We start from the raw sequence: 22208 nt of genomic DNA on the forward strand, positions 1-22208 counted from the left end.
CCGGGGGACCGAGCCGGGGGACCGAGCCGGCGAGGCCGGGAGAGGAACGTTCCTCTCCCGGCCTCGGCCATCCGTCCCGCCCTGTGCGGGCTCACGCTTTACAGCGGAAGATTCCCCACTTCAGGTGGCCGGACTCGCCACCGTGGACCCAGTTGCGCAGGCCCGACTTCATGTGTTCGAGGTAGTCGGCGCTGATCTGGCCGGAGAAGTCCGCCTCGCGCTCCTCGGTCTCCTTGAGGACCCTGCCGTAGTGCGTGGTGAGGTGCTCGGTCAGGTCCTCGAAGGTCGGCCGCATCCCGAGACGGGCGATCTCGCGCTGGTAGAAGCCGGGCGAACCCATCGTCTCGAGGTGGAGGCGGTCGAGGATGGGCTTCAGCGAGTCCCGGGGGCAGCCGTCGGCCGCCATCGGGTCGGTGAAGACGAAGTCCCCGCCCGGCTTGAGCACCCGGGCGATCTCTTCCAGGGCGCGGATCCGGTCGCCGCCGTGCAGCAGGGCGTCCTGCGACCACACGACGTTGAAGGTGTTGTCGTTGAACGGAAGGGACTCGAAGGAGCCGTCGACCACGTCGATGAGGTGGGCGAGTCCCTGCTCCTCGTTCATGGCGCGGTTGCGGTCGTTCTCGACCTCGCTGAGGTTGAGGCAGGTGACCTTGCAGCCGTACGTGCGGGCCAGTTCGCGGGCGGACCCGCCGTAGCCCGCGCCGAGGTCGATGACCTGCGAGTCCGGCGTCAGGTTCAGGCCGGAGGCCATCTGCTGGACGGTCCGGGCGCTGGCCGCGTCGATGGTGTCGTTCTCTTCGTAGATGCCGACGTGGATGTGCTGCCCGCCCCAGACGGAGTGGTAGAACGTGTCCGCGTCGCTTGAGTTGTAGTAGTCGCGGGCGGTGTTCACCGCCGTGGAGTAGCCGGTTGCCATGTCGTCTTCCCGGTACTGCTTCTCCGCCACGTGGATGAAGAAGTCGGGGTCGTCGTCGTTGTAGGTGTCCTGGAAGTCACCGTACGTGTCGATGCGCTGGAAGCCGACCTCGCGCATGAGCCGCCGCGTGTAGTTCTTGCGCAGCGGGTACATGTTGAGGGCGTACTCGCTGTTGTCCGGGAAGCGGTACCGGAACCGCGCGAGACCTTCGTCGACGTACTCCGGCTCGGCAACGACCTCCTCCCCGCAGTAGTAGTACGAGTGCTTGCTGGAGAAGCCGTTGTCCAGGATGGAGTCGTAGTTGCGCTGGTCGATGATGAGCACACCATCGTGCTTGAGCATGGCGTAGAACTCCGCCAGGGCCTTACGCCGGTCGCGTTCCGAGAACAGGTGGGTGAACGAGTTGCCCAGGCAGATGATCGCGTCGAACTCGCCGTGGACGTCCCTGTTCAGGAAACGCCAGTCGGCGCACACCACGCGCAGGATGTGGCCGCCGAACGTGTAGCCGTTCTGGAAGGCCTTGCGGAGCATCTCCGGGCTGCCGTCGGCACTGACGGTCTCGAAGCCCTCCTGGAGAAGCCGGACCGAGTGGAACCCGGTCCCGGTGGCGACGTCGAGTACCTTCTTGACCCCTCGTTCTCTGAGCTGGTCGACGAAGAAGCTGCCTTCGCTCTCGTAGCGCCGCTTCCAGTCGATGAGTTCGTCCCACTTCTCCACGAAGCTCTGGACGTACTCTTCGGTGTAGTGATCGGTGTCGCGAACCTCGGTCGGATTTTCCCCGAACTCTTGGCGCTGAATCGGACTTCCTCCTGTGGACGTGCTGCTGGTGACGGTGCGCGGCCCGCAAGGGACGCACGGTGGTCACCATTGGTCGGTCGATGCGTCACATAGTGTGACGAACTAGTGCGGACAGGACGGACAGGACGAACGTTAGCCCTGCGCACGGCCAGAAATAAGGGGTCCCTGCGGTAGTTCTTGCTAACACGCGCTGTGATCAAACCCACGTTTGATCGTGACCGTTAGGGCCTCCGGCGCTCTCGGAGGCGCCAAAAGCGCTGTTCAAAGCGCTGTCCCGCCGGGCCTCGCGCCGTCGATTCGCCACCCGGCGTGGGTCGCGTCCCGAAGCAGGGGGTCCGTCCCGATCCACCGTTAACTTGCAAGTATGTTGCATTTGCGCAATAAGTGCGTTGAGTGGTTCTCGGGGTAAGGGGTGGTGTTCAGCGTGCCGGGCGGTACGACGCGCCGGGGGTTCCTCGGCCTGGCCGGAGCGGCGGGGGCGGTCCTGCTCACCTCGTGCTCGTCCGGCGGGACGGGCTCCAGCACGCCGCGCAGGGGCGGCACCCTCCGGGCGGTGTTCCCCGGCTCCGGGGCCAAGGAGACGATGGACCCGCACGCGCAGCGGCAGTTCGTCGACATCGCCCGGCACAAGGCGGTCTTCGACAAGCTCGTGGATCTCGGCGAGACCCTCCGGCCGGTGCCCCGGCTGGCGGAACGCTACGAGACCAACGGCGACGCGACCGTATGGCGGTTCCACCTGCGGGCCGCCACGTTCCATGACGGCCACGTCCTGGACGCCGAGGACGTCCTCTACAGCCTGGCGCGCATCCTCGACCCCAAGGGCGTCGACAGGAGAGCGCGAGCCTCGCTGGCGGCCGTCGACCTGAACCGCTCGCGGGCCGCCGGCAAGCGGGTCGTGGAGATCGCGCTCAAGCGCCCGAACGCGGAACTGCCCTCGCTCCTCGCCATGACCGGCACCCACATCGTCCGGCGCGGCTACGCCGACCCGTCCAAGCCGGTCGGCACCGGACCGTTCCGGGCGCACTCGTTCACCGCCGGCCGGTCGTTCACGGGCCGCCGCTTCGACGACCACTGGGAGGGCGCGCCGCACCTGGACGAGATCCGCATCCTGTCGGCCGAGACCGAGGCCCGCGCCAACGCCGTCCAGGCCGGCGAGGTCGAGTACGCGCACGAGATGACGCCGACGTTCGCCCGCGTCGTCGAGTCGAACCGGAACGTGCGGATCATCGCCACGCCCCGCAGCGGCGCCGAGGGCATCGTGATGAAGACCGACCGGCCGCCGTTCGACGACCCCGACGCGGCGATGGCGGTCAAGCTCCTGGCCGACCGGGAGCGCCTGGTGGAGGTCGTCTTCGGCGGCCGCGGCGTGGTCGGCAACGACATGTACGGCAAGGGGTTCACCTACTACCCCGAGGACGTCCCGCAGCGCGGACGCGACGTCGGCGAGGCCCGCGCCCTGCTGCGCAAGAGCGGTGCGCTGAACAAGGAGGTGACCTTCTACACCTCCACGGCCGCGAACGGGTTCGTCGACGCGGCGAACCTGTTCCGCGAGCAGGCGGCCGAGGCGGGGCTGCGCGTGAAGATCGTGAACGGCCCGCCGGAGACCTACTACACCGACCAGCTCGACAAGGGCCTGATCGGCAGCCACCGCACCGGCGCCACCCCGATCCCGACCTACATCAGCGACCGGATGCTGACCGGCTCCCCGCAGAACGCCACCGCCTGGGAGCGCGAGGACTTCGACAAGGAGTTCAGGAAGGCCCAGTCGATCGTCGACGAGAAGGAGCGCACGCAGAAGTACGGCGCGCTCCAGCGGCGGATCCGCGACGAGGGCGGCCTGCTGCTGTGGGGGCATCCCGACTGGCTCAACGCTGTGTCGTCCCGCGTGAACGGGGTGCGGAAGGCACCGCCGAACACGGTCCACTGGGCCCGGTTCGACGACGTGTGGCTGGCCTGAACGGTGCTGCGCCACGCCGCCAGGCGCGGGCTGCTGGCCGCCGTCCAGCTCGCGCTCCTGGCCGTCCTGATCTTCCTGCTGACCTCGCTGCTGCCCGGGGACGCCGCCGAGGTGCGGTTCAACGAGCAAGCGGGACTGGACGAGGTCGCGCACCTGCGTGCGCAGCTCGGGCTCGACCGCCCGCTGGACGAGCGGTTCGCCGACTGGGCCGGCGGGCTGCTGTCCGGTGATCTCGGCACGTCGCTGGTGAGCGGGAACCCGGTGCGCGAGATCGTCGCCGGGTCGCTCGGTTCCACCCTCGTCCTCGCCGGTGTCACCGCCGCGCTCCTGGTGCCGCTGGCGATGCTGCTCGGCCTGACGGCGGGGCTGCGCGAGGGCGGGGCCGCCGACCGCGTGATCACTTCGGTGACGCTCGCCCTCAACTCCGTCCCCGACTTCGTGCTCGCCCTCGCCCTGATCGCGGCGTTCTCCCTGCACCTGGGCTGGCTGCCGTCCACCTGGCTGGGGGCCGACGGCGGCGGCCTGCTGGCCAGCCCCGTCCTGCTCGTGCTGCCGGTCGCCGTGCTGCTCGCCCGGACGGTCTGCACGCTCTCCCGGCAGATACGGGCGGGCGCCATCGCCGCCTTGGAGGCGGACTACACCGTCCAGGCGCGGCGGCTCGGCGTCCCGCGCACCCGGCTGGTGCTGCGGCACGTCCTGCCGAACGCGGCGGTGCCCGGTGTGCAGGAACTCGCGCGGACCGGCGACCAGCTCCTCGGCGGCGTCCTGATCGTCGAGGCGATCTTCGTGATCCCCGGCACCGCGACCGCCCTGATCGAGGCGGTGCAGAGCCGCGACGTCCCGACCGTCCAGGCGCTGACGCTGCTGCTGGCGGCGCTGGCGCTGGCGTTCAACGTCACCGCCGACCTCGTCTGCCAGCGTCTCGCCCCGCGCACGGAGGTCTTGCGATGACCGGTCCCGGGAAGCCGCGCGGGCGGCGTCCCTCGCTGACGATCGCGCTGGCGGCGCTGCTGCTGGCCGTGCCCGTGACGGCGGCGGTGCTGGGGCCGCTGCTCGCCCCGGCGATCACCCCGGACGACGGCGCGCCGTACGTGACGGGCAACGGCCATCTGCTCGGCACGGACGGGACCGGGCGCGACGTGCTGGGGCTGCTGCTGCGCGGCGGGCGCAGCGCCCTCGGCGTCGCCTGCTGCGCCGTCGCCCTCGCCTGCCTCGTCGGCGGGCCGCTCGGGCTGGCCGCCGCCGCGACCCGGCACCGCTGGGTCGACGAGCTGATGATGCGGCCGATCGAGCTGCTCCTGCCCATCCCGTCGCTGCTGGTCATCAGCGTGGTCGGCGTGGGGTGGCGCGGCAGCCCGGTGGCCGTCGCGCTCGCGGTGGCGGTGATCAACGCGCCCGCGGTGGCCCGGCTGGTGCGGGCGGCGGCGCTGGACGCGGCGAGCGGGCCGGTGGCCGAGGCGATGCGGGTGCAGGGCGAGTCCCGGGCCCGGGTCCTGTTCGGGTACGTCGGGCGGTCCGTCCTGCCGGTGGCCGCCGCCGACGTCGGCACCCGCGTCCCGGCCGCGGTCTTCACCGTCGCCGCCGCCAACTTCCTCGGCCTCGGCCTGGACCCGGCTTCGCCCGACTGGGGCGTCACCATCGCCGGGAGCCGGGAGGCGCTGCTCATCCAGCCGTGGGCCGTGGCCGCGCCCGCCGCGATGCTCGTCATGTTCACCGTCGGGCTCAACCTCCTGGCCGACCGCCTCCTGAAACGCGGGAAGCACGAGAAGCGGGAACGGCCGCGCCGGGTGAAGGCGGCACGGGTGAAGGCGGCACGGGTGGAGGCGGCGCGGGTGGAGGCGGCGCGGTGATCGAGGTGCGCGGGCTGACGGCCCGTACCGGCACGTCCGACCTGCTGCGCGGGGTGGATCTCGACGTCCGGGCGGGCGGGGTGACCGCCCTGGCCGGGCCGTCCGGCAGCGGCAAGACCACGACGGCACTCGCCCTCCTCGGCGAATCCGCGCCGGGCGTGGAGCTGGGCGGCGCCGTCCATGTCGACGGCGTGCCGGTCGTGTCCGAGCACGGCGTCACCCGGGAGGCCGCCGCCCTGCGCGGCGGGACGATCGCCTACCTGCCGCAGCATCCGGGCAACGCGCTCAACCCGGCCCGCCGCACCGGCGCGGTCATCAAGGAGCTGGCCGGGCTGCACGGAACCGTGACGGTCGCCGACGCGGTCCGCAAGGCGCAGCTGTCCCCGGAGAGGTCCGTGCTGCGCCGCTTCCCGCACCAGTTCTCCGGCGGCCAGCGCCAGCGTGTCGCGCTCGCGCAGGTGCTGGCCTGCGGACCCAAGGCGCTCATCCTGGACGAACCGAGCACGGGCCTGGACACGGTGACCCGCCTTGGCCTCATCGAGGAACTCGCCGCTCTCGCCGAGGACGGGATGGCGCTGCTCCTGCTGACCCACGACCACGACCTCGTGCGCGCCTTGGCCGACCACGTCGTCCTGCTGGAGGACGGCCGTGTCACCAAGCAGGGCGCTCCCCTGGACGTGCTGCCCGTCCCCACCGAACCCGCGAGCCCGTCCACCCTCCCGCACGACGAACCGGCACGGCTCGCGGTGCAAGACCTCACCGCCTGGCTGCGTCCGGGAGGACGCGGCGTGGTCCTGCACGGCATCTCCCTGTCGCTGCCCCCGGGCGGCTGCCTCGCCGTGGCCGGTCCGTCCGGCAGCGGCAAGACGACCCTGGCCCGATGCGTGGCCGGACTCCACGAACGGCATCGCGGAAAGGTCCTCCTGGACGGGAACGCGCTACCCCCGCTCCGGCGCCGTGACCGCGCGCAGAAACGCCGCGTCCAGTACGTGTGGCAGGAGGTCCGCGGCTCGTTCGACGAGCGCCGCCCCGTACTGGACCAGGTCTCCCGCACCGCCGTCCGGCTCCGCGGGACACCCCCGGACGACGCCGCCGCGGAGGCCGCCGCCCTCCTCACCCGGCTGGGCGTCGCCGCGGACACCGCACGGCGCCGGCCGGCGGCCCTGTCCGGCGGGGAACTCCAGCGCGCCGCGTTCGCCCGCGCGGTCCTGGCGCGCCCGGACGTCCTGATCTGCGACGAGATCACCACCGCGCTCGACGACACCGCCACCGGTCTCGTGCTGGCCGAGGTCGCCCGGCTGCGCGCGGACGGCACGTCCATCCTGTGGATCGGCCACGACCTGGCCCTCATCCGCCGTGTCGCCGACCGGATCGTCGTCCTCGACGGCGGTCACGCGGCCGACCAGGGCGAACTCGCCCGCGTCCTGGACGCACCCGACTCCGAGACCACCCGCCTGCTGATCCAGGCGGCACGACCACCAAGGAAGAAGGTAGGGAAGTCATGACGGAAACGCTCGCCTGGCAGACGTGGCAGGACAGCTGGGACCGCCAGCAGGAGTGGTACATGCCCGACCGCGAGGAGCGGTTCCGGGTCATGCTCGACATGGTCGAGGCCCTCGCCGGCCCCGAGCCGCGCGTCCTCGACCTCGCCTGCGGGACGGGAAGCATCACCGACCGGCTGCTGAAGCGCTTCCCCGGCGCCCGCTCGACCGGCCTCGACTACGACCCGGTCCTGCTCACCATGGCGCGCGGTCACTTCGAGGGCGACGACCGCGTGGAGTTCGTGACCGCCGACCTCACCGACCCGGCCTGGACCGACGCCGTGAACGGCCCCTATGACGCCGTCGTGACCGCCACCGCGCTGCACTGGCTGGACGCCGAGCCGCTGCGCGTCCTGTACGGGCAGATCCGCGGTGTGCTGAAGGACGGCGGCGTGTTCCTGAACGCCGACCACATGACCGACGAGTCCGCGCCTCGCCTCAACGCCGCCGCCCAGTCGCTCCTCACGGCCCGCCAGGAACGAGCGAAGGCCGAGGGCGCACTCGACTGGGGCACCTGGTGGACCCAGGTCGCCGACGACCCGGCGCTGTCCGAACTCGCCCAGCGCCGCTTCGAGATGCTCGGCGATCCCCGCAAGGGCGCCAGGCCGGTCGGCGACCGGCCCACCACCACCCAGTGGCACCTGGACGCGCTGCGCGAGCGCGGCTTCGCCGAGGCCCGCCAGCTCTGGTGCTCCCACTGCGACGCCCTCGTCGCCGCCCTGCGCTGAAGAGCTCGTCCGTCACGGAACACGGCCGGTGAGAAGGCCGCTCGCTGAGAGCAGCCTCATCCAGCTGTCCTTGTGCCGCCCTCGCCGGTCGTGTTCCGTGACGGCACGGCTCCCCAGGACCCCCTCGACGAGCCGCGGGTAGCCCTCGCCGAGAACGTGGTCGTTGAAGAAGGCGACGACGTCGTCCGCGAAATCCTCGCTGGGAATCTCCTCCTCTTCGACGTTCTTGTAGAAGAAGATGTAGTCGTCCGGGTCGACGTAGTAGACGCTCCCATCGTTCATGTCCAGGCGTACCGGGGCGCCGCCGTCGATGTCCTCGAGGATGGCGGCGGGGATCCCGTAGCGCTCGTAGCCGATCTCCAGGGGATTGCCCAGCGGACAGCCCGGAGCCGTCAGCCGCCATTTCCATGCGCCCGGGTTCTGGATCACATCGGGTTGCCTGAAGCAGAAATAGTCCCCTGCCAGGCAGGAGAACAGCCGGAAGACCGCCGTCACCCCTTCGGGAAGCTCCGGAACGTCTTCCAGCTCCTTGGGGTCCTCGATGGTGACACCGAAGCCGTGCTCGGCCTCCGTCCGCCGCACGATGTCCAGCTTGGCCGCGATCTCGGCCAGCCCCGCGCGCATACCCGCGTCCATCAGACCCTCCGCCCCCGATATGCCGTTCTTCCATTATGTTTCGAAGTCGGACGTTCCGCGCCGGGATCCGGTCCGACCGGCTAGCGTGCGGGGGCGTGACCATGAATCCGCGAATCCTGACAAAGGCGACACTGAATGCGGTTGCCGCCTATGACCTGTCCCGTCCGGTCGCCAACGGCGGCCTCCTTGAACGCGCGGCGGCGTTTCCCGCCGAAGGCAAGCCGTACGGTCATGCGGCGGCGCCCGATCTGGAGTGTGCCGCGTACACGACCGACGAAGCCCTCATCTGCGTGGAGCGTGACGGTACCGCCAGGTGGCGGAGTGACTTCGAGGCACCGGCCGAGCAATACATGAACGGCAGGGCCTACTGCGAGTTCTCGCTGAAGGGCGACGTGGTGTGGCTCTACCGGCCCGACCTCGCCATGAAGGGACGCGACCACACTGACCAGTGGCTCGCCTTCGACGCGGCCACGGGGAACGTCCTCGGGCAGGTCGACCTGGGAAGCGCCGGTCACGGCGCAGAGCATTACGTCCACCCGGATGGCGAGCAAATCCTTTTGGAAGTAGGCGAGGGGCAGGACGGGTCGCGCATCTACAGCGCCCGGCTGGACGGCACCGGAATCGCGCTGACCGAGTACGAGTGGAACTCGATGCTGTGCGCCCTGTCCCCGGACGGAACCCGCCTGATGACGGTCCGGGAGGTGCGGGGAAGCCTGCTCGAAGAACTCGTCATCCGCACGTTCCCCGGCGAGGAGGAGGACGTCATCGTCTCGGCCGAGGCGCTCGGTTACGACGAGGACAAGTACGAGACGTTCTTCATCGGCTTCATCGTGGGCTACCTCGACGCCGAAACCGCGATCGTCTCCGTCCGCGGCGAGCTGGCCGAGGACGAGGACGACGACGAGCCGCAGGACCTCGACTTCCACCACAACCAGCTGGTCGACGTCCGGACCGGACGGGTACTGGGACCGATGCCCTCCGAGTTCTTCGACAGGGAGGACATCGTGCCCCTGGGAGACCGCTCGTTCCTGACCACCGGCTCCAACGGCGGCTGGTACCGCCACACGCTGTGAGACGGGAACCGGTGGCCAGGCGCGGGCGGGTCAGTACTTGATCATGCCGCGGATGTTCTTGCCGTCCCGCATGTCCTGGTACCCCTGGTTGACCTGGTCGAGGGTGTAGGTGGTGGTGACCAGCTCGTCCAGCTTGAGCTTGCCCTCGTCGTAGAGGCGCAGCAGGCGCGGGATGTCGCGGCGCGGGTTGGCGTTGCCGAAGATGCAGCCGACCAGTTCCTTGCGCTGCATCGCCAGGTCGAACAGGTTGAGCTTGACGTCCTCCTGGAGGATCGGCGCGACGGCGACCACGACACCGCGGCCGCCCTTGGCGACCATGCTCATCATCGGGTTGATGAGGTCGCCGGTCGCGACGCCGGTGGTGAGGAGGACCTTGTCGGCGTTGGCGCCCCAGGTGAGCTCCATGACCTTGGCGGCGGCCTCCTCCAGGGACGCGGCGGAGTGGGTCGCGCCGAACTCGGTGGCCTTCTCCCGCTTCCAGTCGACCGGGTCGACGACGATGACGTGGCGGGCGCCGGCCATGGCCGCGCCCTGCACGGCGTTCATGCCGATGCCGCCGAGGCCGATCACCACGACGCTCTCGCCCGCCTGCACCTTGGCCACGTTGACGGCCGCGCCCCACCCGGTGGTGACGCCGCAGCCGACCAGCGCGGCCTTGTCGAGCGGGATCCAGTCGTCGATCTTGACGGCGGACGCCTCGTTGACCACGGTGTACGGCGCGAACGTGCCGGTGCAGCACATGGTGCCGAGGTCCTTGCCGCTCTTGGAGTGGTGCCGGGCGGTCATGTCGCTGATCTGCCGTCCGGCCAGCAGCACGGCGCCCATGTCGCAGAGGTGCTGCTGGCCCCGCGCGCACGAGGGGCAGCGGCCGCAGGACGGGACGAACGACAGGACGACGTGGTCGCCCTCCTGCAGCGTGGTGACACCGGGGCCGACCTCCACGACCTCGCCGGCGCCCTCGTGGCCGCCGATGAGCGGGAACTGCTCCGCGCCCAGCAGCGCCGCGATCTCGTCGCTGAGGACCATGTCCCCGGTGACGACGTGCTCGTCGGAATGGCACAGGCCGGACGCGGCGAGTTTGATCTTGACTTCGCCCGCCTTGGGGTCGTCGAGCTCGATGTCCTCGACGCTCCAGTCGGTGTGTGGTTCCCACAGGATCGCCGCTCGAGTCTGCACTGTTGCCTCCCGATGGAAGTGCCGGAGCCGATTGTGCTTCTTGGATACTAGAACTTGATTCGGGAAGCTAGAGGTGGGCCGATGTCGATCGAGACTCGTTCCTCCCGCCCCTCCGCGGAGCGCGGGGCCGTGCGGCCCGGACAACCTTGCCTCCTCCTTTGCTGATGTCGCGTTACAGATGACCGCTGCCGGTTAGTGCCATGAAGGGCGGGGGCCGGTGCAACGCCGCCCCCGGGACAGCGCGATCGACTCACCGCGGGAGGTTCAGTGGCAGGCGGCGACAACGACAAGCAGCGGCAACTAGAGGACGACCGGGTCCGGTCGGACGGCGCCGACTACACGACCGACCAGGGCGTCGGGGTGGCCGACACCGACAACTGGCTGTCGGTGGGCGAGCGGGGGCCCACACTCCTGGAGGACTTCCACGCCCGCGAGAAGATCACGCGGTTCGACCATGAGCGGATCCCGGAGCGGGTGGTGCACGCGCGCGGGTCCGGGGCGTACGGGGAGTTCCGGGTGCACGAGTCCCTGGAGGACATCACGTGCGCCGACTTCCTGTGCGATCCGTCCCTGGTCACGCCGACGTTCGTGCGGTTCTCCACCGTCGCCGGGGAGCGCGGGTCGGCCGACACGGTCCGGGACGTGCGGGGCTTCGCGACCAAGTTCTACACGCGGCAGGGCAACTACGACCTGGTCGGCAACAACATGCCGGTCTTCCCGATCCAGGACGGCATCAAGTTCCTCGACTTCGTCCACGCGGTGAAGCCGGAGCCGCGCAACCAGATCCCCCAGGCCCAGTCGGCGCACGACACCCTGTGGGACTTCGTCCAGATGCAGCCCGAGACCATGCACTTCATCATGTGGCTGATGTCCGACCGGGCGATCCCGCGCAGCTACCGGATGATGCAGGGGTTCGGCGTCCACACCTTCCGGTTCGTCAACGCCCAGGGCAAGGGCACGTTCGTGAAGTTCCACTGGCGGCCGAAACTCGGCACGTACTCGCTGGTGTGGGACGAGGTGCTGCGCGTCCAGGGCAACGACCCCGACTTCAACCGGCGCGACCTGTGGGACTGCATCGTCAGCGGCGACTACCCCGAGTTCGAGCTGTGCGTCCAGCTCGTGGACGAGAAGGACGAGCACGCGTTCGACTTCGACCTGCTCGACTCCACCAAGATCATCCCGGAGGAGGAGGTGCCGCTGCGTCCGATCGGCACGATGGTCCTGAACCGGAACCCGCAGAACTTCTTCGCCGAGACCGAGCAGGTCGCGTTCTGCACCGCCAACATCGTCGCCGGGATCGACTTCACCAACGACCCCCTGCTGCAGGCGCGCAACTTCTCCTACCTCGACACCCAGCTCCTCCGCCTCGGCGGCCCGAACCACCAGCAGATCCCCGTCAACCGGCCGGTCGCCCCCGTGCACAACGACCACCGGGACGGCTTCCACCAGCACATGATCCACGACAGCGACACGGCCTACTCCAAGAACTCGATCAGCGGCGGCTGCCCGGCGACCGCCGCGGACACCGGGAAGACGGCGGGGGTGTTCCGCCACTACCAGGAGCGGGTGTCGGGGGAGAAGATCCGCCGGCGAAGCCCGAGCTTCGAGGACCACTACAGCCAGGCCACGCTGTTCTGGAACAGCATGGCCGGCTGGGAGAAGACCCACATCGTCAACGCCCTGCTGTTCGAGCTCGGGCACGTGGAGCGCCGCTACATCAAGGAGAAGGTCGTCGAGCGGCTCGCCAACGTGGACGGGGACCTCGCGGCGCAGGTGGCCAAGGGCCTCGGCTTCGACCCGCCCAGCGTGACCGTCACCAACCACGGCAGGTCCTCTCCGGCGCTCAGCCAGGAGAACCAGCCGAAGTCGATCGCCACCCGCAAGATCGCCGTGCTGGTCGGCGACCAGAGCGACCCGGGCGTCCTCCGGCCGGTGCTGCAGGCGCTGCGCGACCAGGGCGCGATCTGCGACGTCGTCGCCCCGCACGAGGGCACCGTGGCGACGTTCACGGCCGACAAGCAGCTGAGCGCGGCGAACTCGGTGCTCTACGACGCGGTCCTGGCGGCCGGAGGACGGGAACTCGTCGCCGACGGGCAGGCCGTCCAGTTCATGCGCGAGGCGTTCAAGCACTGCAAGGCGGTCGGCGTCCTGCCGGGCGCGGAGCCGCTGCTGGAGGCCGCGAACCTGCCGGGCGACCAGGGCGTCGTCGGCCCGAGCGCGGGCGACGCGTTCGCGCGGCGATTCCACGACGCGGTCGCCGAGCACCGCCACTGGGACAGGGAACTCTCCTCCTTCCCAGCCTGACCCCTCCCTTTCGCGAATCCCTTCCCGAACGCGGCCGGTGCGGATACGCACCGGCCGCGCCGTTCGCGGGGTCGAATCTGGGCGTGGGGGCTGTCATGATGATCATAAAGAATCGAGCGGGACAGCGGACCGCCAGGCGTGGCCGGGTCGTGCGCGGATGGCCGACGGGCTGAGATGGTCGGTAGTGTGTCCGCCAGGTGAGCTCTGGTCGCATGGTGATTACGGCACCGCTTGGGGGGAACCATGCTGACCGCTTCGAGGCAGCCACACCGACAACCCGGCCCACCTCACCACGTCCAGGGGGTGGGACGCGATCGCGGTCTCGTCCGGCCGTCGTGGCTTGAGGTAATGACAGGAGAGGTACATGCGCGTTCTAGTCCTCGGCGGCGATGGATATCTCGGCTGGCCGACCGCCCTGCACCTGTCGCAGTGCGGTCACCAGGTCGCCGTCGCCGACAACTTCGCACGGCGGCAGTACGACTTCGAACTCGGCGTCGAGAGCCTCGTGCCGATCGAGACGCTGCAGACCCGCGTCGAGACGTGGCGCGACCTGACCGGTGAGTCGATGGACGTGTACGTCGGCGACCTGACCGACGCGGACTTCACGTACCGGATGCTGCGCGAGTTCCGCCCGGAGGCCGTGGTGCACTTCGCGGAGCAGCGGGCGGCCCCGTACTCGATGATCGACCGCAAGCACGCCGTGTACACGCAGGTCAACAACGTCGTCGGCACCATGAACCTGCTGTACGCGATCGGGGAGATCGACCCCGACATCCACCTGGTCAAGCTCGGCACGATGGGCGAGTACGGCACGCCCGAGATCGACATCGAAGAGGGCTGGCTGGAGGTGGAGCACAAGGGCCGCCGCGACCGGGTCCTGTACCCCAAGCGGCCCGGGTCGTTCTACCACCTGTCGAAGGTCCACGACAGCCACAACATGGAGTTCACCTGCCGGATCTGGGGGCTGCGCGCCACCGACCTCAACCAGGGCGTGGTGTACGGGCAGGCGACCCCCGAGACCATGCTGGACGACCGGCTGGCGACCCGGTTCGACTACGACGCCGTCTTCGGCACCGTGCTGAACCGGTTCGTCATCCAGGCGGTGCTCGGGCACCCGCTGACGGTGTACGGCACCGGCGGCCAGCGCCGCGGGATCATCGACATCCGGGACACCGTCCGGTGCGTCCAGCTGGCGTGCGAGAACCCCGCCGACCGCGGCGAGTTCCGCGTGTTCAACCAGATGACCGAGGCGAAGTCCGTCCAGGAGATGGCCGAGACCGTCGAGCGGTGCTTCCCGGGCGACGTCCGGATCGACCACCTCGACAACCCCCGCGTCGAGCGCGAGGAGCACTACTACAACGTGGTGCACACCCGGCTGCTGGATCTCGGCCTGTCCCCCCACCTGCTCTCCGATACGCTCATCACTTCGCTGTTCGACGTCGCGAAGCGGTACGCGGGCCGGGTGAAGGACGAGGCCCTGCGTCCCAAGGTCAACTGGCGCGAGCAGTCCGGACCCGTGCAGGAAACGTGACGACCGGGAGCCCCATGAACGACGCACAGGGCGCGTTCACGCGCGCCACCGGCCGCGGGCTCGAAGGCCGGGAGGCCGAGTCCGCGGGCGCCGACAAGCCCCGCTACCGGCGCTACCAGTTCGACCTGATCGCCCCGCACTGCGGCGCCGGCGTGCTGGAGGTCGGCGCCGGGCTCGGCGAGTTCTCGTCCCAGTTCTCCGGGCTGGACCGCCTCGTGGTCACTGACGTCGACCCAGGTGCCGTGACGCTGATGAAGGAGCGGTTCACCGCCGGGAAGACCGCCGGTGAGATCGAGGTCCGCCAGTTCGACCTGGACGCGGGCGACCGCCTGGACCGCCCGGTCGACTCGGTGGTGGCGATCAACGTGCTGGAGCATTTCGAGGACGACGCGGACGTGCTCGCCTCGCTGGCGCGTTCGGTCGTCCCGGGCGGCACGATCGTGCTGTGGGTGCCCGGCTACCAGAGCCTCTACAGCGACTTCGACCGCAAGGTCGGGCATTTCCGTCGCTACACGCCCAAGACGCTGCGGGACGCGATCCAGCGGGCCGGGCTCGGGTGCGAGCTGGCGCGGCCGGTGAACCTGCTCGGCGGCCTGGCCTGGTGGGCGGCCATGCGGCTCGGCCGGGCGGCGGCGCCCAACAGCGGCGCCGTCGGCGTGTACGACCGGGTGATCGTCCCGGTCACCCGGGTGCTGGACCGGTTCCTGCCGGTGCCCTTCGGCCAGTCGATCCTCGCGGTCGCCCGGGTACCGGCCGAGCAGGGAACATCGCGGGACTGATGCGCGCCGACACCGACCGGTCCGGCTCCCCGGACGACCGGCCGAAGGCCGGGGCGTCCCGGTCCCGCGGCGGGCGAGCCCTCCGGATGATCTTCACGCGCTACACGGTCGGCTCGGTGCTGGCCGCGGTGGCCAGCGAGGCGGCGCTGCTGGCGACGTACGGACCCGGGCTGCTCAGCCCGGGTAAGGCGTCCGTGGTCGCCTGGGGTGCGGGCGCCGGCCTGAACTACGTCCTCAACCGGCGGTGGGCGTGGGGACGGCGGGGACGCGCGTCCCTGTGGCGGGAGCTCGTGCCCTATTGGGCGATCGCCCTGGCGACCATGGCCATCGCCGCGTGGTCGACGGGAGCGGCCCACCGCCTGGGCCCCCGGTGGTTCGAGTCCGGGGGCTGGCAGACGGTCTTCGTCGGCGCGGTCTTCCTCGCCGTCTACGGGGTGATGTTCCTGGTGAAGTTCGTCCTGTTCCACTACCTCGTCTTCGCCGACGGCCCGGACACCCGGCCCGGAGCGGGCGAGGAGGACGAGGAGCGGCGCTCCCGCCACCAGGTCCCGACGACGACGCGTGAGTAGCGGTAGCCGTACACCAGGTTGCCGCCCTTCTTGGTGGTCCCGGCCGCGCGGAGCCGCATCGTGGCCGGGACCTCCCGCACCCGGTAGCCCCTGGAGATGACGCCGATGAGCAGTTCGGACGACTGGTACTGCGGCTGCTTCAGGGTGACGGCCCCGGTGACCTCGGCGCGCATCGCGCGCATGCCGAACGAGGTGTCGGTGATGCGCTGCCCGGTCAGCCTGCTCACCAGCCAGGCGAAGACGTGAACGCCGAGGCGGCGGACGCGGTCGTAGGTCTCCTGCCGGCCCAGCAGCCGCGACCCGGTGACGAAGTCGGCGTCCCCGTCCAGCACGGGGTCCAGCACCCGCGGGATCTGGTCGGAGTCGTACTGGCCGTCGGCGTCGGTGGTGACGATGAACTCGGCGCCGCCTTCGCGGGCGAGCCGGTAGCCCAGCCGCAGCGCGGCCCCCTGCCCCCGGTTGACCGGCACGTCGCAGACCATCGCGCCGTGCTCGCGGGCGACGGTGGCGGTCTTGTCGGTCGCGCCGTCCACCACCACGATCACGGCGGTGCGGTGTCCGGCGACGATCGCGGGGATCGAGCGCACGACGTCGCCGATGCCGCGTTCCTCGTCGTAGGCGGCGATGACGACCGCGATCGGGGGAAGCTCCGTGCCGTACTCGTCGGCGAAGGCGGCCGCCGCCGCGTCGTCGACGTCGCCCCCGGCGCGGTTGTGTGTCATGGTCACGCGACCTCCACTGGTGCGAATTCGGGCCAGACCGTCGCCATCCCGGAGCGGAGGTCGTGATGCGGCCGGTAGCCGAGGGCGTGCGCCTCGGAGATGTCCAGGACGACCGCGGGCATCTCGCCCGCCTTGGCCGGGGTGTACTCGACGGGGATGGGTGCGCCGGTGACCGTCCGGGCCGTCTCGATCAGCTCGTTGACGCTCGTGGACGAGCCCGACCCGACGACGAGCGGGCCGGTGCGGCCCGTCCGCCACGCGAGCAGCAGGGACTGGACGATGTCGTCGACGTGGACGTAGTCGCGCAGCTGGGTGCCGTCGCCGTACACCTGGACGCCGCCGTCCGAGGCCGCCGCCCGCATCAGCCGCGGCACGAAGCTGTCCTTGTGCCGCATGCCCGGCCCGTACACGTTCGCGAACCGCACCGCGCAGGTCTGCATGCCGTACACGCCCGTGTAGGCGCTGAGCAGCATCTCCGCCGCCGCCTTCGTGGCGCCGTAGGGGGTGAGCGGCCGCAGCGGCAGCCGCTCGCTGATCGGCGTGTCGCCGACGTCGCCGGTCACCGCGTTGGTGGAGGCGAACAGCACCCGCGGCACCTCGCGCTCGCGGCACAGTTCCAGCAGGTCGGCGGTGGCCTCGACGTTCAGCCGGTAGACGCCTCCCGGGTCCTCGATCGACCGCAGGACCGAGGTCACGGCGGCCAGGTGGACCATCCCGTCCAGCCCGGCCGAGACCGCGGTGCGGCGCACCTCGGGATCGCACAGGTCCCCCACCACCGACTTGACCGCTGGGTCCGGGTGGGGATGGTGGTCGGTGACGATGACCTCCGCCCCGGCGTCCAGCAGCGCGGTGACCAGGCGGCCGCCGATGAATCCGGCCCCTCCCGTCACCAGGACCCGCTTGCCCTCCAGGCCGGGGTCCCCCCGCTGGGCCGTCGTCCCTGTCATTTGCTCACCCACCGTGCGCTCGTGAAACGTATGATCGCCGACCCTAACGGAACCTCGGCCGGGGTACCGACTCGAATGGCCACCCGGACCGGGTCCGGCATGATGATCAACGGATGAGAGGCGATCGGTGATCCATGTTCTGGTGATGGGGCTGCCGCTTGCGGGCGGTCTCGCCCTTGCCCTGCTGGCCGAGCGCAGGCGGTGGGCGCCCCCGCTGGCGGTGGCGCTGGCGGTCGGTGCGGTGCTGCGGCTGGTGGTGATGCTGATCGCCGCCCAGGACTCCTGGCAGCCCTACGACCTGGCCGTGGACTTCCGCGACACCGCCGACGCCGTCCGCGACGGCCGCGACCCCCTCTTCGAGTTGCGCGAGGGCGGCTGGCACTTCCTGCCGTTCCTGGCCTACCTCCTTGCCGGAGTACGGGAACTGGGCGAACTGCTGGGGCTCTCCTGGGAGGTCACCGGGCGGATATTGCCCGTCCTGGCCGACCTCGCTCTCATCCCGCTGGTGGCGAGACTGAGCACGGACCCGTCCCCCGAGGTCCGTGCCCGGAGAGGCTTCCTCTATGCGTGTGCGCCGGTGGTGCTGGGGGTGAGCGCCCTGCACGGCCAGTTCGGGCCCATCACGCTGGCTCTGGGCGTCGCGGCGCTCCTGGCCGCCCGCAACGGCCGGTTCCATCTGGCGGGGGTGCTCATCGGGCTGTCGGTGACGTCGGCCAACTGGTCGGCGCTGCTTCTGCCGGGCGTCCTGCTCGCCCTTCCCGCCATGCGCCAGCGGATCGCCGTCGTCGTGTGGACGGCGGTGGTCCCGCTCGCGTTCCTGTTCAGCAGCATCCCGGTCTTCGGTACCCCGCTCGACCGGATGCCCGAGACCCTTTCGGCGTCGCTGTCCGCGCGTCCCGTGGCGGGGGACTGGGGATGGACCGCGATCGCGACCGGCGGCAACCAGACGGTGGACGCCGTCTACGGGACCATCGGTACGCCGGTGCTCGCGCTCGCGCTGCTCGGCGCCCTCTGGTGGTGGCGCAAGGCGGACCCCGTGTCCCTGACCCTCGCGCTGCTGCTGGTCTTCCTCATCGTGACCTACCGGTTCGGCGCGCAGTACCTGGCGTGGCCGATGCCCTACCTCATCATGCTGTGGGGGCGGGGGACCTGGCCGGTGTACATCGGCGCCAGCATCTGGGCCGCCTTCGGCTACGTGTACATGACGCGCCTGGACGGGGCGGGCTGGGCGGACGCGCATGTCTGGTGGGCGCTGTCCTCACTGCTGATCATCGCGTTCCTCATCCGCGCTCTTCCGGCCCGGGAGCCGGATCGCCCGCCGGTGTCCGGCCGGCCCGAGTCCGGGGATCCGGGGTCGGCTCACGAGGGGGCTCATTCCGGGGTGCCGTGATCGTCGAAGCCGAGGAGACGCCCCCAGACGGCCTGGGCGGTGTCCTGGTACTCCTTCATCACCGCGACCAGGTGCCGGTGCGGTCCGGGGTCGCAGAGCTCTTCGGGGAGCAGCGGGTCGTGCAGGATGGCGGCGATCGCCCGGCTGCCGAGCAGGATGGACTCGTGGGCGAACTCCTCGGGGCTGAGGGTGCCGAGTCGTTCGCGGCTCCGGGTGAGCTCGTCCGCCGTCCTGGTGTGGCGGGCGCCGAGGTCGCCGGTGTCCCAGAGGCGGCGTAGTTCCCCGTCGGTGGCCGGGTCGAGCCGATCCATCGCGAACACGACGGCGTCGGGGGCCATGCCGGTCTCGGTGAGGACGCGGCGGAGGTCGTCCACGCCTCCGCGGAGGTTGTCGGGCCGGACGTGCAGGGCGCGCCAGGCGTGGAATCCCATGAGCTGCAGGGCCCGGTCGTGGTGGCGCAGGGTCGCGCGGTCGGTTCGGGCGGTGGCGGAGTTCTCGACGGCGGCCCAGCGTCCCGTCCATGGCACGCGGGCGGTGTGGCGGGTCGCCCAGTGCTCGATGTGGGCGTAGGCGCGGAGCCGGTCGGGGCGCGCGATGTAGACGCCGCGGCCGTCGCGTTCCAGCACGCCTTCCTCGTTCAGGCGCTTGGCGGCCATGCGGATGCTCGGCGCGCTCAGGCCCACGATCTCCCCGGCCCGGCACAGCGCGGCGATCGAGGCCCGGGTGTTCGGACGTGCCGTGACCAGGTCGAGCAGGAGCTTGCGTGCGGTCAGCTCAGGCATTTATAACAGTTCCTAGACGGAGATTTCCAAGGTACGTTACAAGTAGATCGGTCAGTTCACTGTAGACCGGAGGTGACGATGGCTGACGTGCGTGTCGAGGTGGCGGGCACCACCACCACGATCTGGATGGACCGCCCCGACCGGCGCAACGCCGTGGACGGCCCGATGGCCGCCGAGCTGCGCGAGGCCTTCGAGGCGTTCGAAGCCGACCCCGGGCAGCGCGTGGCGGTCCTCGCCGGGGCCGGGGGGACGTTCTGCGCCGGAGCCGACCTGAGCGCGGTCGGGGACCCGGACCGCCGCCACGAACTCGACCCCGAAGGCGGCGGAAGCGGCCCGATGGGCCCGAGCCGGATGCGGCTCGGCAAGCCGCTCATCGCCGCCGTCAGCGGGTACGCCGTGGCGGGCGGGCTGGAGCTGGCCCTGCTCGCCGACATGAGGATCATGGAGCGCGACGCGGTGTTCGGCGTCTTCTGCCGCCGCTGGGGCGTGCCGCTCATCGACGGCGGCACCGTCCGGCTGCCGCAGGTCGTCGGCCTGGGCCGGGCGATGGACCTGATCCTCACCGGACGGCCGGTCGAGGCCGGCGAGGCGCTCGCCATGGGCCTGGCCAACCGCGTCGTCGACCCCGGGGAGGCGGTCGGCGCGGCCCGCGAGCTGGCCGCCCAGATCGCGGACTTCCCGTTCGAGTGCGTGCTGACCGACCGCGCCTCGACCTACGCCGGCCTGGACCTGCCCACGGCCGAGGCGCTGCGCGCCGAAGGGGCCGCGGGCGCCCCCATCGTGGTGCGCGAGGGCGTGGACGGCGCCGCCCGCTTCGTCGCCGGCGAGGGCCGGCACGGACGTTTCACCGGCACGGACGTTTCACCCCGAGAGGAGACCACCCCATGAGCCCCACCACCCGTGAGCTGATCGTCCGCGGAGCGCGCCAGCACACCGGCCGGGTCGCCGTCCTGTTCGGCGACCAGGAGATGACGTTCGGCGAGGTCGACGAGCTCAGCAACCGGTTCGCGCACGCGCTGGCGCGGGAGGGCGCCGGCCACCACGGGCGCGTCGGTCTCCTGGTCAACAACAGCCTGCTCAGCGTGCCGCTCGACTTCGCCTGCGTGAAGGGCGGCGTCAACCGCGTCCCGCTCAACTCGCGGCTGTCGGTCGCCGAGCACGTCACGATGCTCACCGACACCCGGTGCGAACTCGTGGTGTTCGGCGCCGACCTGGCCGACCGCGCCCGCGAGCTGGCCGCCGCCATGCCAGGGGTGACGTTCCTGGGCCTGGAGACCGGCCTGGACGGCGAACCGTCCCTCATGGAGCGGGCGAAGAGCGTGCCCCCGACGCTGCCCGAGGTCGAGGTCGGCTCCGACGACGTGATCCTCACCCTGTTCACGTCCGGCACGACCGGCACCTTGAAGGCGGCCCAGCACACGCAGGCGTCCTACGCGGGGATCTGCCGGAACGTCCTGCTCAACCTCTTCCCGGCCACGGACGAGGACGTCATGCTGCACGCGGCGAGCCTCATCCACGCCAGCGGGGTGTTCGTGCTGCCGCTGTGGCTGCGCGGCGGCCGGACCGTCATCCTGCCCGGCTTCGCGCCGGAGCCGTTCCTGAAGGCGATCACCCGCTACGGGGCCACGGCGGTCAACCTGGTGCCGACCATGATCCAGATGCTGGTCGAGAACCCGGACTTCGAGACCGCCGACGTCTCCACGCTGCGCCGGATCATCTACGGCGCCTCGCCCATGCCGCGTCCGGTGATCGAGCGCGCCATGCGCGTGTGGGGCCGGGAGCGCTTCTGGCAGTACTACGGGCAGACCGAGATCCCGCTGTGCATCGCGGTGCTGCGGCCCGAGGACCACACCGGCGACCGGCTCGCCGCCTGCGGGCAGCTCGTGGCCGAGATCGACCTGCGGCTGCTGGGCGAGGACGGCCGCGAGGTCCCGTCCGGCGAGCCGGGCGAGATCGTCGTGCGGGGTCCGTCGGCCGCCGCGGGGTACTTCGACGCCCCGGAGCTGACCGCGGACACCTTCCGCGACGGCTGGGTCCACACCCGCGACGTCGGCGTCCTGGACGGCGACGGCTTCCTGTTCCTCAAGGACAGGACGTCCGACATGATCATCAGCGGCGGGTACAACGTCTACCCGCGCGAGGTCGAGGACGTCCTGCTGGAGCACCCGGCGGTGCGCGAGGCCGCGGTCGTCGGCACGCCCGACGAGCGCTGGGTGGAGGCGGTCACCGCCGTCGTCGTCCTCGCCGAGGGGGCCGTGCCGGACGACGGGCTCCGCGAGGTGCTGGTCGCGCACGTGACCGGGAAGGTGGCGTCCTACAAGAAGCCGCGCAAGATCGTCTTCAGCGACGCGATCCCCAAGACCGCGGTCGGCAAGCTCGACCGCAAGAGCCTGCGCGCCCGGTTCAGCGGCGGGGAGTGACCGCACTCGGGGACCCACCCACCGGGCCGCCCTTAACTTGAATGATTCAAGATAAGGGGCTAGAGTGCTGGTCAACGACTCATACGGAG

Annotated in this window: 19 protein-coding genes; 13 read left to right on the forward strand and 6 right to left on the reverse strand. The window is 70.7% G+C overall.

Annotated features, from left to right (window positions below; all coding sequences use genetic code 11):
* Positions 1 to 91: 91 nt before the first annotated feature.
* Positions 92 to 1633, reverse strand: coding sequence for a class I SAM-dependent methyltransferase (locus E1285_RS05455; RefSeq protein ID WP_243722577.1), 1542 nt, complete (start codon positions 1631 to 1633; stop codon positions 92 to 94).
* Positions 1634 to 2129: 496 nt separating this feature from the next.
* Here E1285_RS05455 and E1285_RS05460 point away from each other — a divergent pair, with 496 nt between their 5' ends.
* The 5 genes from E1285_RS05460 to E1285_RS05480 are packed head-to-tail and all read left to right on the forward strand — an operon-like array spanning position 2130 to position 7790.
* Positions 2130 to 3671 carry an ABC transporter substrate-binding protein gene (locus E1285_RS05460; protein ID WP_207946422.1) on the forward strand — a complete coding sequence of 514 codons (1542 nt, stop codon included), beginning with the start codon at positions 2130 to 2132 and terminating at the stop codon, positions 3669 to 3671.
* Positions 3672 to 3674: 3 nt separating this feature from the next.
* Positions 3675 to 4622, forward strand: coding sequence for an ABC transporter permease (locus E1285_RS05465; RefSeq protein WP_132148695.1), 948 nt, complete (start codon positions 3675 to 3677; stop codon positions 4620 to 4622).
* Positions 4619 to 5521 (forward strand): ABC transporter permease subunit, encoded by a 903-nt coding sequence (locus E1285_RS05470; RefSeq protein WP_132148697.1) that lies wholly within the window; start codon positions 4619 to 4621, stop codon positions 5519 to 5521. The genes E1285_RS05465 and E1285_RS05470 overlap by 4 nt, the downstream gene beginning before the upstream one ends.
* Positions 5518 to 7026, forward strand: a complete 1509-nt coding sequence (locus E1285_RS05475; protein WP_132148699.1) for an ATP-binding cassette domain-containing protein — start codon at positions 5518 to 5520, stop codon at positions 7024 to 7026. Before E1285_RS05470 ends, E1285_RS05475 begins: the two co-directional genes overlap by 4 nt.
* Positions 7023 to 7790 (forward strand): class I SAM-dependent methyltransferase, encoded by a 768-nt coding sequence (locus tag E1285_RS05480; RefSeq protein WP_132148701.1) that lies wholly within the window; start codon positions 7023 to 7025, stop codon positions 7788 to 7790. Before E1285_RS05475 ends, E1285_RS05480 begins: the two co-directional genes overlap by 4 nt.
* A gap of 12 nt (positions 7791 to 7802) precedes the next feature.
* Here the strand turns inward: E1285_RS05480 and E1285_RS05485 are convergent, their stop codons facing one another.
* Positions 7803 to 8426 (reverse strand): hypothetical protein, encoded by a 624-nt coding sequence (locus tag E1285_RS05485; protein WP_132148703.1) that lies wholly within the window; start codon positions 8424 to 8426, stop codon positions 7803 to 7805.
* A 95-nt stretch (positions 8427 to 8521) separates the two neighbouring features.
* Between E1285_RS05485 and E1285_RS05490 the strand changes: the two genes are divergently transcribed.
* Positions 8522 to 9499, forward strand: a complete 978-nt coding sequence (locus tag E1285_RS05490; protein WP_132148705.1) for a hypothetical protein — start codon at positions 8522 to 8524, stop codon at positions 9497 to 9499.
* A 30-nt stretch (positions 9500 to 9529) separates the two neighbouring features.
* Here E1285_RS05490 and E1285_RS05495 read toward each other — a convergent pair whose 3' ends face one another.
* Positions 9530 to 10675, reverse strand: a complete 1146-nt coding sequence (locus E1285_RS05495) for an NDMA-dependent alcohol dehydrogenase (RefSeq protein ID WP_132148707.1) — start codon at positions 10673 to 10675, stop codon at positions 9530 to 9532.
* 267 nt (positions 10676 to 10942) lie between these two features.
* Between E1285_RS05495 and E1285_RS05500 the strand changes: the two genes are divergently transcribed.
* The 4 genes from E1285_RS05500 (at position 10943) to E1285_RS05515 (ending at position 15858) form a co-directional block, all read left to right on the forward strand.
* Positions 10943 to 12979 (forward strand): catalase, encoded by a 2037-nt coding sequence (locus E1285_RS05500; RefSeq protein ID WP_132148709.1) that lies wholly within the window; start codon positions 10943 to 10945, stop codon positions 12977 to 12979.
* 364 nt (positions 12980 to 13343) lie between these two features.
* Positions 13344 to 14510 carry an NAD-dependent epimerase/dehydratase family protein gene (locus E1285_RS05505; RefSeq protein WP_132148711.1) on the forward strand — a complete coding sequence of 389 codons (1167 nt, stop codon included), beginning with the start codon at positions 13344 to 13346 and terminating at the stop codon, positions 14508 to 14510.
* Between the two features lie 14 nt (positions 14511 to 14524).
* Complete coding sequence (locus E1285_RS05510) at positions 14525 to 15289, forward strand: class I SAM-dependent methyltransferase (RefSeq protein WP_132148713.1); 765 nt, start codon at positions 14525 to 14527, stop codon at positions 15287 to 15289.
* A complete protein-coding gene (locus tag E1285_RS05515; protein WP_132148715.1) occupies positions 15289 to 15858 on the forward strand; it encodes a GtrA family protein in 570 nt (189 codons plus the stop codon). The genes E1285_RS05510 and E1285_RS05515 overlap by 1 nt, the downstream gene beginning before the upstream one ends.
* On the opposite strand, the gene E1285_RS05520 is transcribed toward E1285_RS05515, so the two are convergent.
* Together E1285_RS05520 and E1285_RS05525 are read right to left on the reverse strand one after the other, a co-directional pair.
* A complete protein-coding gene (locus tag E1285_RS05520; RefSeq protein ID WP_132148747.1) occupies positions 15756 to 16580 on the reverse strand; it encodes a glycosyltransferase family 2 protein in 825 nt (274 codons plus the stop codon). The two genes, E1285_RS05515 and E1285_RS05520, sit on opposite strands and share 103 nt — an antisense overlap.
* Before the next feature lie 2 nt (positions 16581 to 16582).
* A complete protein-coding gene (locus tag E1285_RS05525; RefSeq protein WP_132148717.1) occupies positions 16583 to 17527 on the reverse strand; it encodes an NAD-dependent epimerase/dehydratase family protein in 945 nt (314 codons plus the stop codon).
* A 145-nt stretch (positions 17528 to 17672) separates the two neighbouring features.
* On the opposite strand from E1285_RS05525, the gene E1285_RS05530 reads away from it, so the two are divergent.
* A complete protein-coding gene (locus E1285_RS05530; protein ID WP_165966469.1) occupies positions 17673 to 18917 on the forward strand; it encodes a hypothetical protein in 1245 nt (414 codons plus the stop codon).
* Here the strand turns inward: E1285_RS05530 and E1285_RS05535 are convergent.
* A complete protein-coding gene (locus E1285_RS05535; RefSeq protein WP_132148721.1) occupies positions 18899 to 19699 on the reverse strand; it encodes a hypothetical protein in 801 nt (266 codons plus the stop codon). The two genes, E1285_RS05530 and E1285_RS05535, sit on opposite strands and share 19 nt — an antisense overlap.
* Before the next feature lie 78 nt (positions 19700 to 19777).
* Here E1285_RS05535 and E1285_RS05540 point away from each other — a divergent pair, with 78 nt between their 5' ends.
* Both E1285_RS05540 and E1285_RS05545 read left to right on the forward strand, forming a co-directional pair.
* Positions 19778 to 20587 (forward strand): crotonase/enoyl-CoA hydratase family protein, encoded by an 810-nt coding sequence (locus E1285_RS05540; protein WP_132148723.1) that lies wholly within the window; start codon positions 19778 to 19780, stop codon positions 20585 to 20587.
* Positions 20584 to 22119 carry an AMP-binding protein gene (locus E1285_RS05545; RefSeq protein ID WP_132148725.1) on the forward strand — a complete coding sequence of 512 codons (1536 nt, stop codon included), beginning with the start codon at positions 20584 to 20586 and terminating at the stop codon, positions 22117 to 22119. The genes E1285_RS05540 and E1285_RS05545 overlap by 4 nt, the downstream gene beginning before the upstream one ends.
* The last annotated feature ends 89 nt before the right edge of the window (positions 22120 to 22208 follow it).

The sequence above is a fragment of the Actinomadura sp. 7K507 genome, assembly GCF_004348425.1.
Classification (GTDB): domain Bacteria; phylum Actinomycetota; class Actinomycetes; order Streptosporangiales; family Streptosporangiaceae; genus Spirillospora.

Excerpts from the sequence above, each read along its gene's own strand:
- E1285_RS05470 (WP_132148697.1), top strand. The coding sequence starts at position 4,619 with ATGACCGGTCCCGGGAAGCCGCGCGGGCGGCGTCCCTCGCTGACGATC.
- E1285_RS05480 (WP_132148701.1), top strand. The coding sequence starts at position 7,023 with ATGACGGAAACGCTCGCCTGGCAGACGTGGCAGGACAGCTGGGACCGC.
- E1285_RS05485 (WP_132148703.1), bottom strand. The coding sequence starts at position 8,426 with ATGGACGCGGGTATGCGCGCGGGGCTGGCCGAGATCGCGGCCAAGCTG.
- E1285_RS05505 (WP_132148711.1), top strand. The coding sequence starts at position 13,344 with ATGCGCGTTCTAGTCCTCGGCGGCGATGGATATCTCGGCTGGCCGACC.
- E1285_RS05510 (WP_132148713.1), top strand. The coding sequence starts at position 14,525 with ATGAACGACGCACAGGGCGCGTTCACGCGCGCCACCGGCCGCGGGCTC.
- E1285_RS05515 (WP_132148715.1), top strand. The coding sequence starts at position 15,289 with ATGCGCGCCGACACCGACCGGTCCGGCTCCCCGGACGACCGGCCGAAG.
- E1285_RS05520 (WP_132148747.1), bottom strand. The coding sequence starts at position 16,580 with ATGACACACAACCGCGCCGGGGGCGACGTCGACGACGCGGCGGCGGCC.
- E1285_RS05525 (WP_132148717.1), bottom strand. The coding sequence starts at position 17,527 with ATGACAGGGACGACGGCCCAGCGGGGGGACCCCGGCCTGGAGGGCAAG.
- E1285_RS05530 (WP_165966469.1), top strand. The coding sequence starts at position 17,673 with ATGGGGCTGCCGCTTGCGGGCGGTCTCGCCCTTGCCCTGCTGGCCGAG.
- E1285_RS05535 (WP_132148721.1), bottom strand. The coding sequence starts at position 19,699 with ATGCCTGAGCTGACCGCACGCAAGCTCCTGCTCGACCTGGTCACGGCA.
- E1285_RS05540 (WP_132148723.1), top strand. The coding sequence starts at position 19,778 with ATGGCTGACGTGCGTGTCGAGGTGGCGGGCACCACCACCACGATCTGG.
- E1285_RS05545 (WP_132148725.1), top strand. The coding sequence starts at position 20,584 with ATGAGCCCCACCACCCGTGAGCTGATCGTCCGCGGAGCGCGCCAGCAC.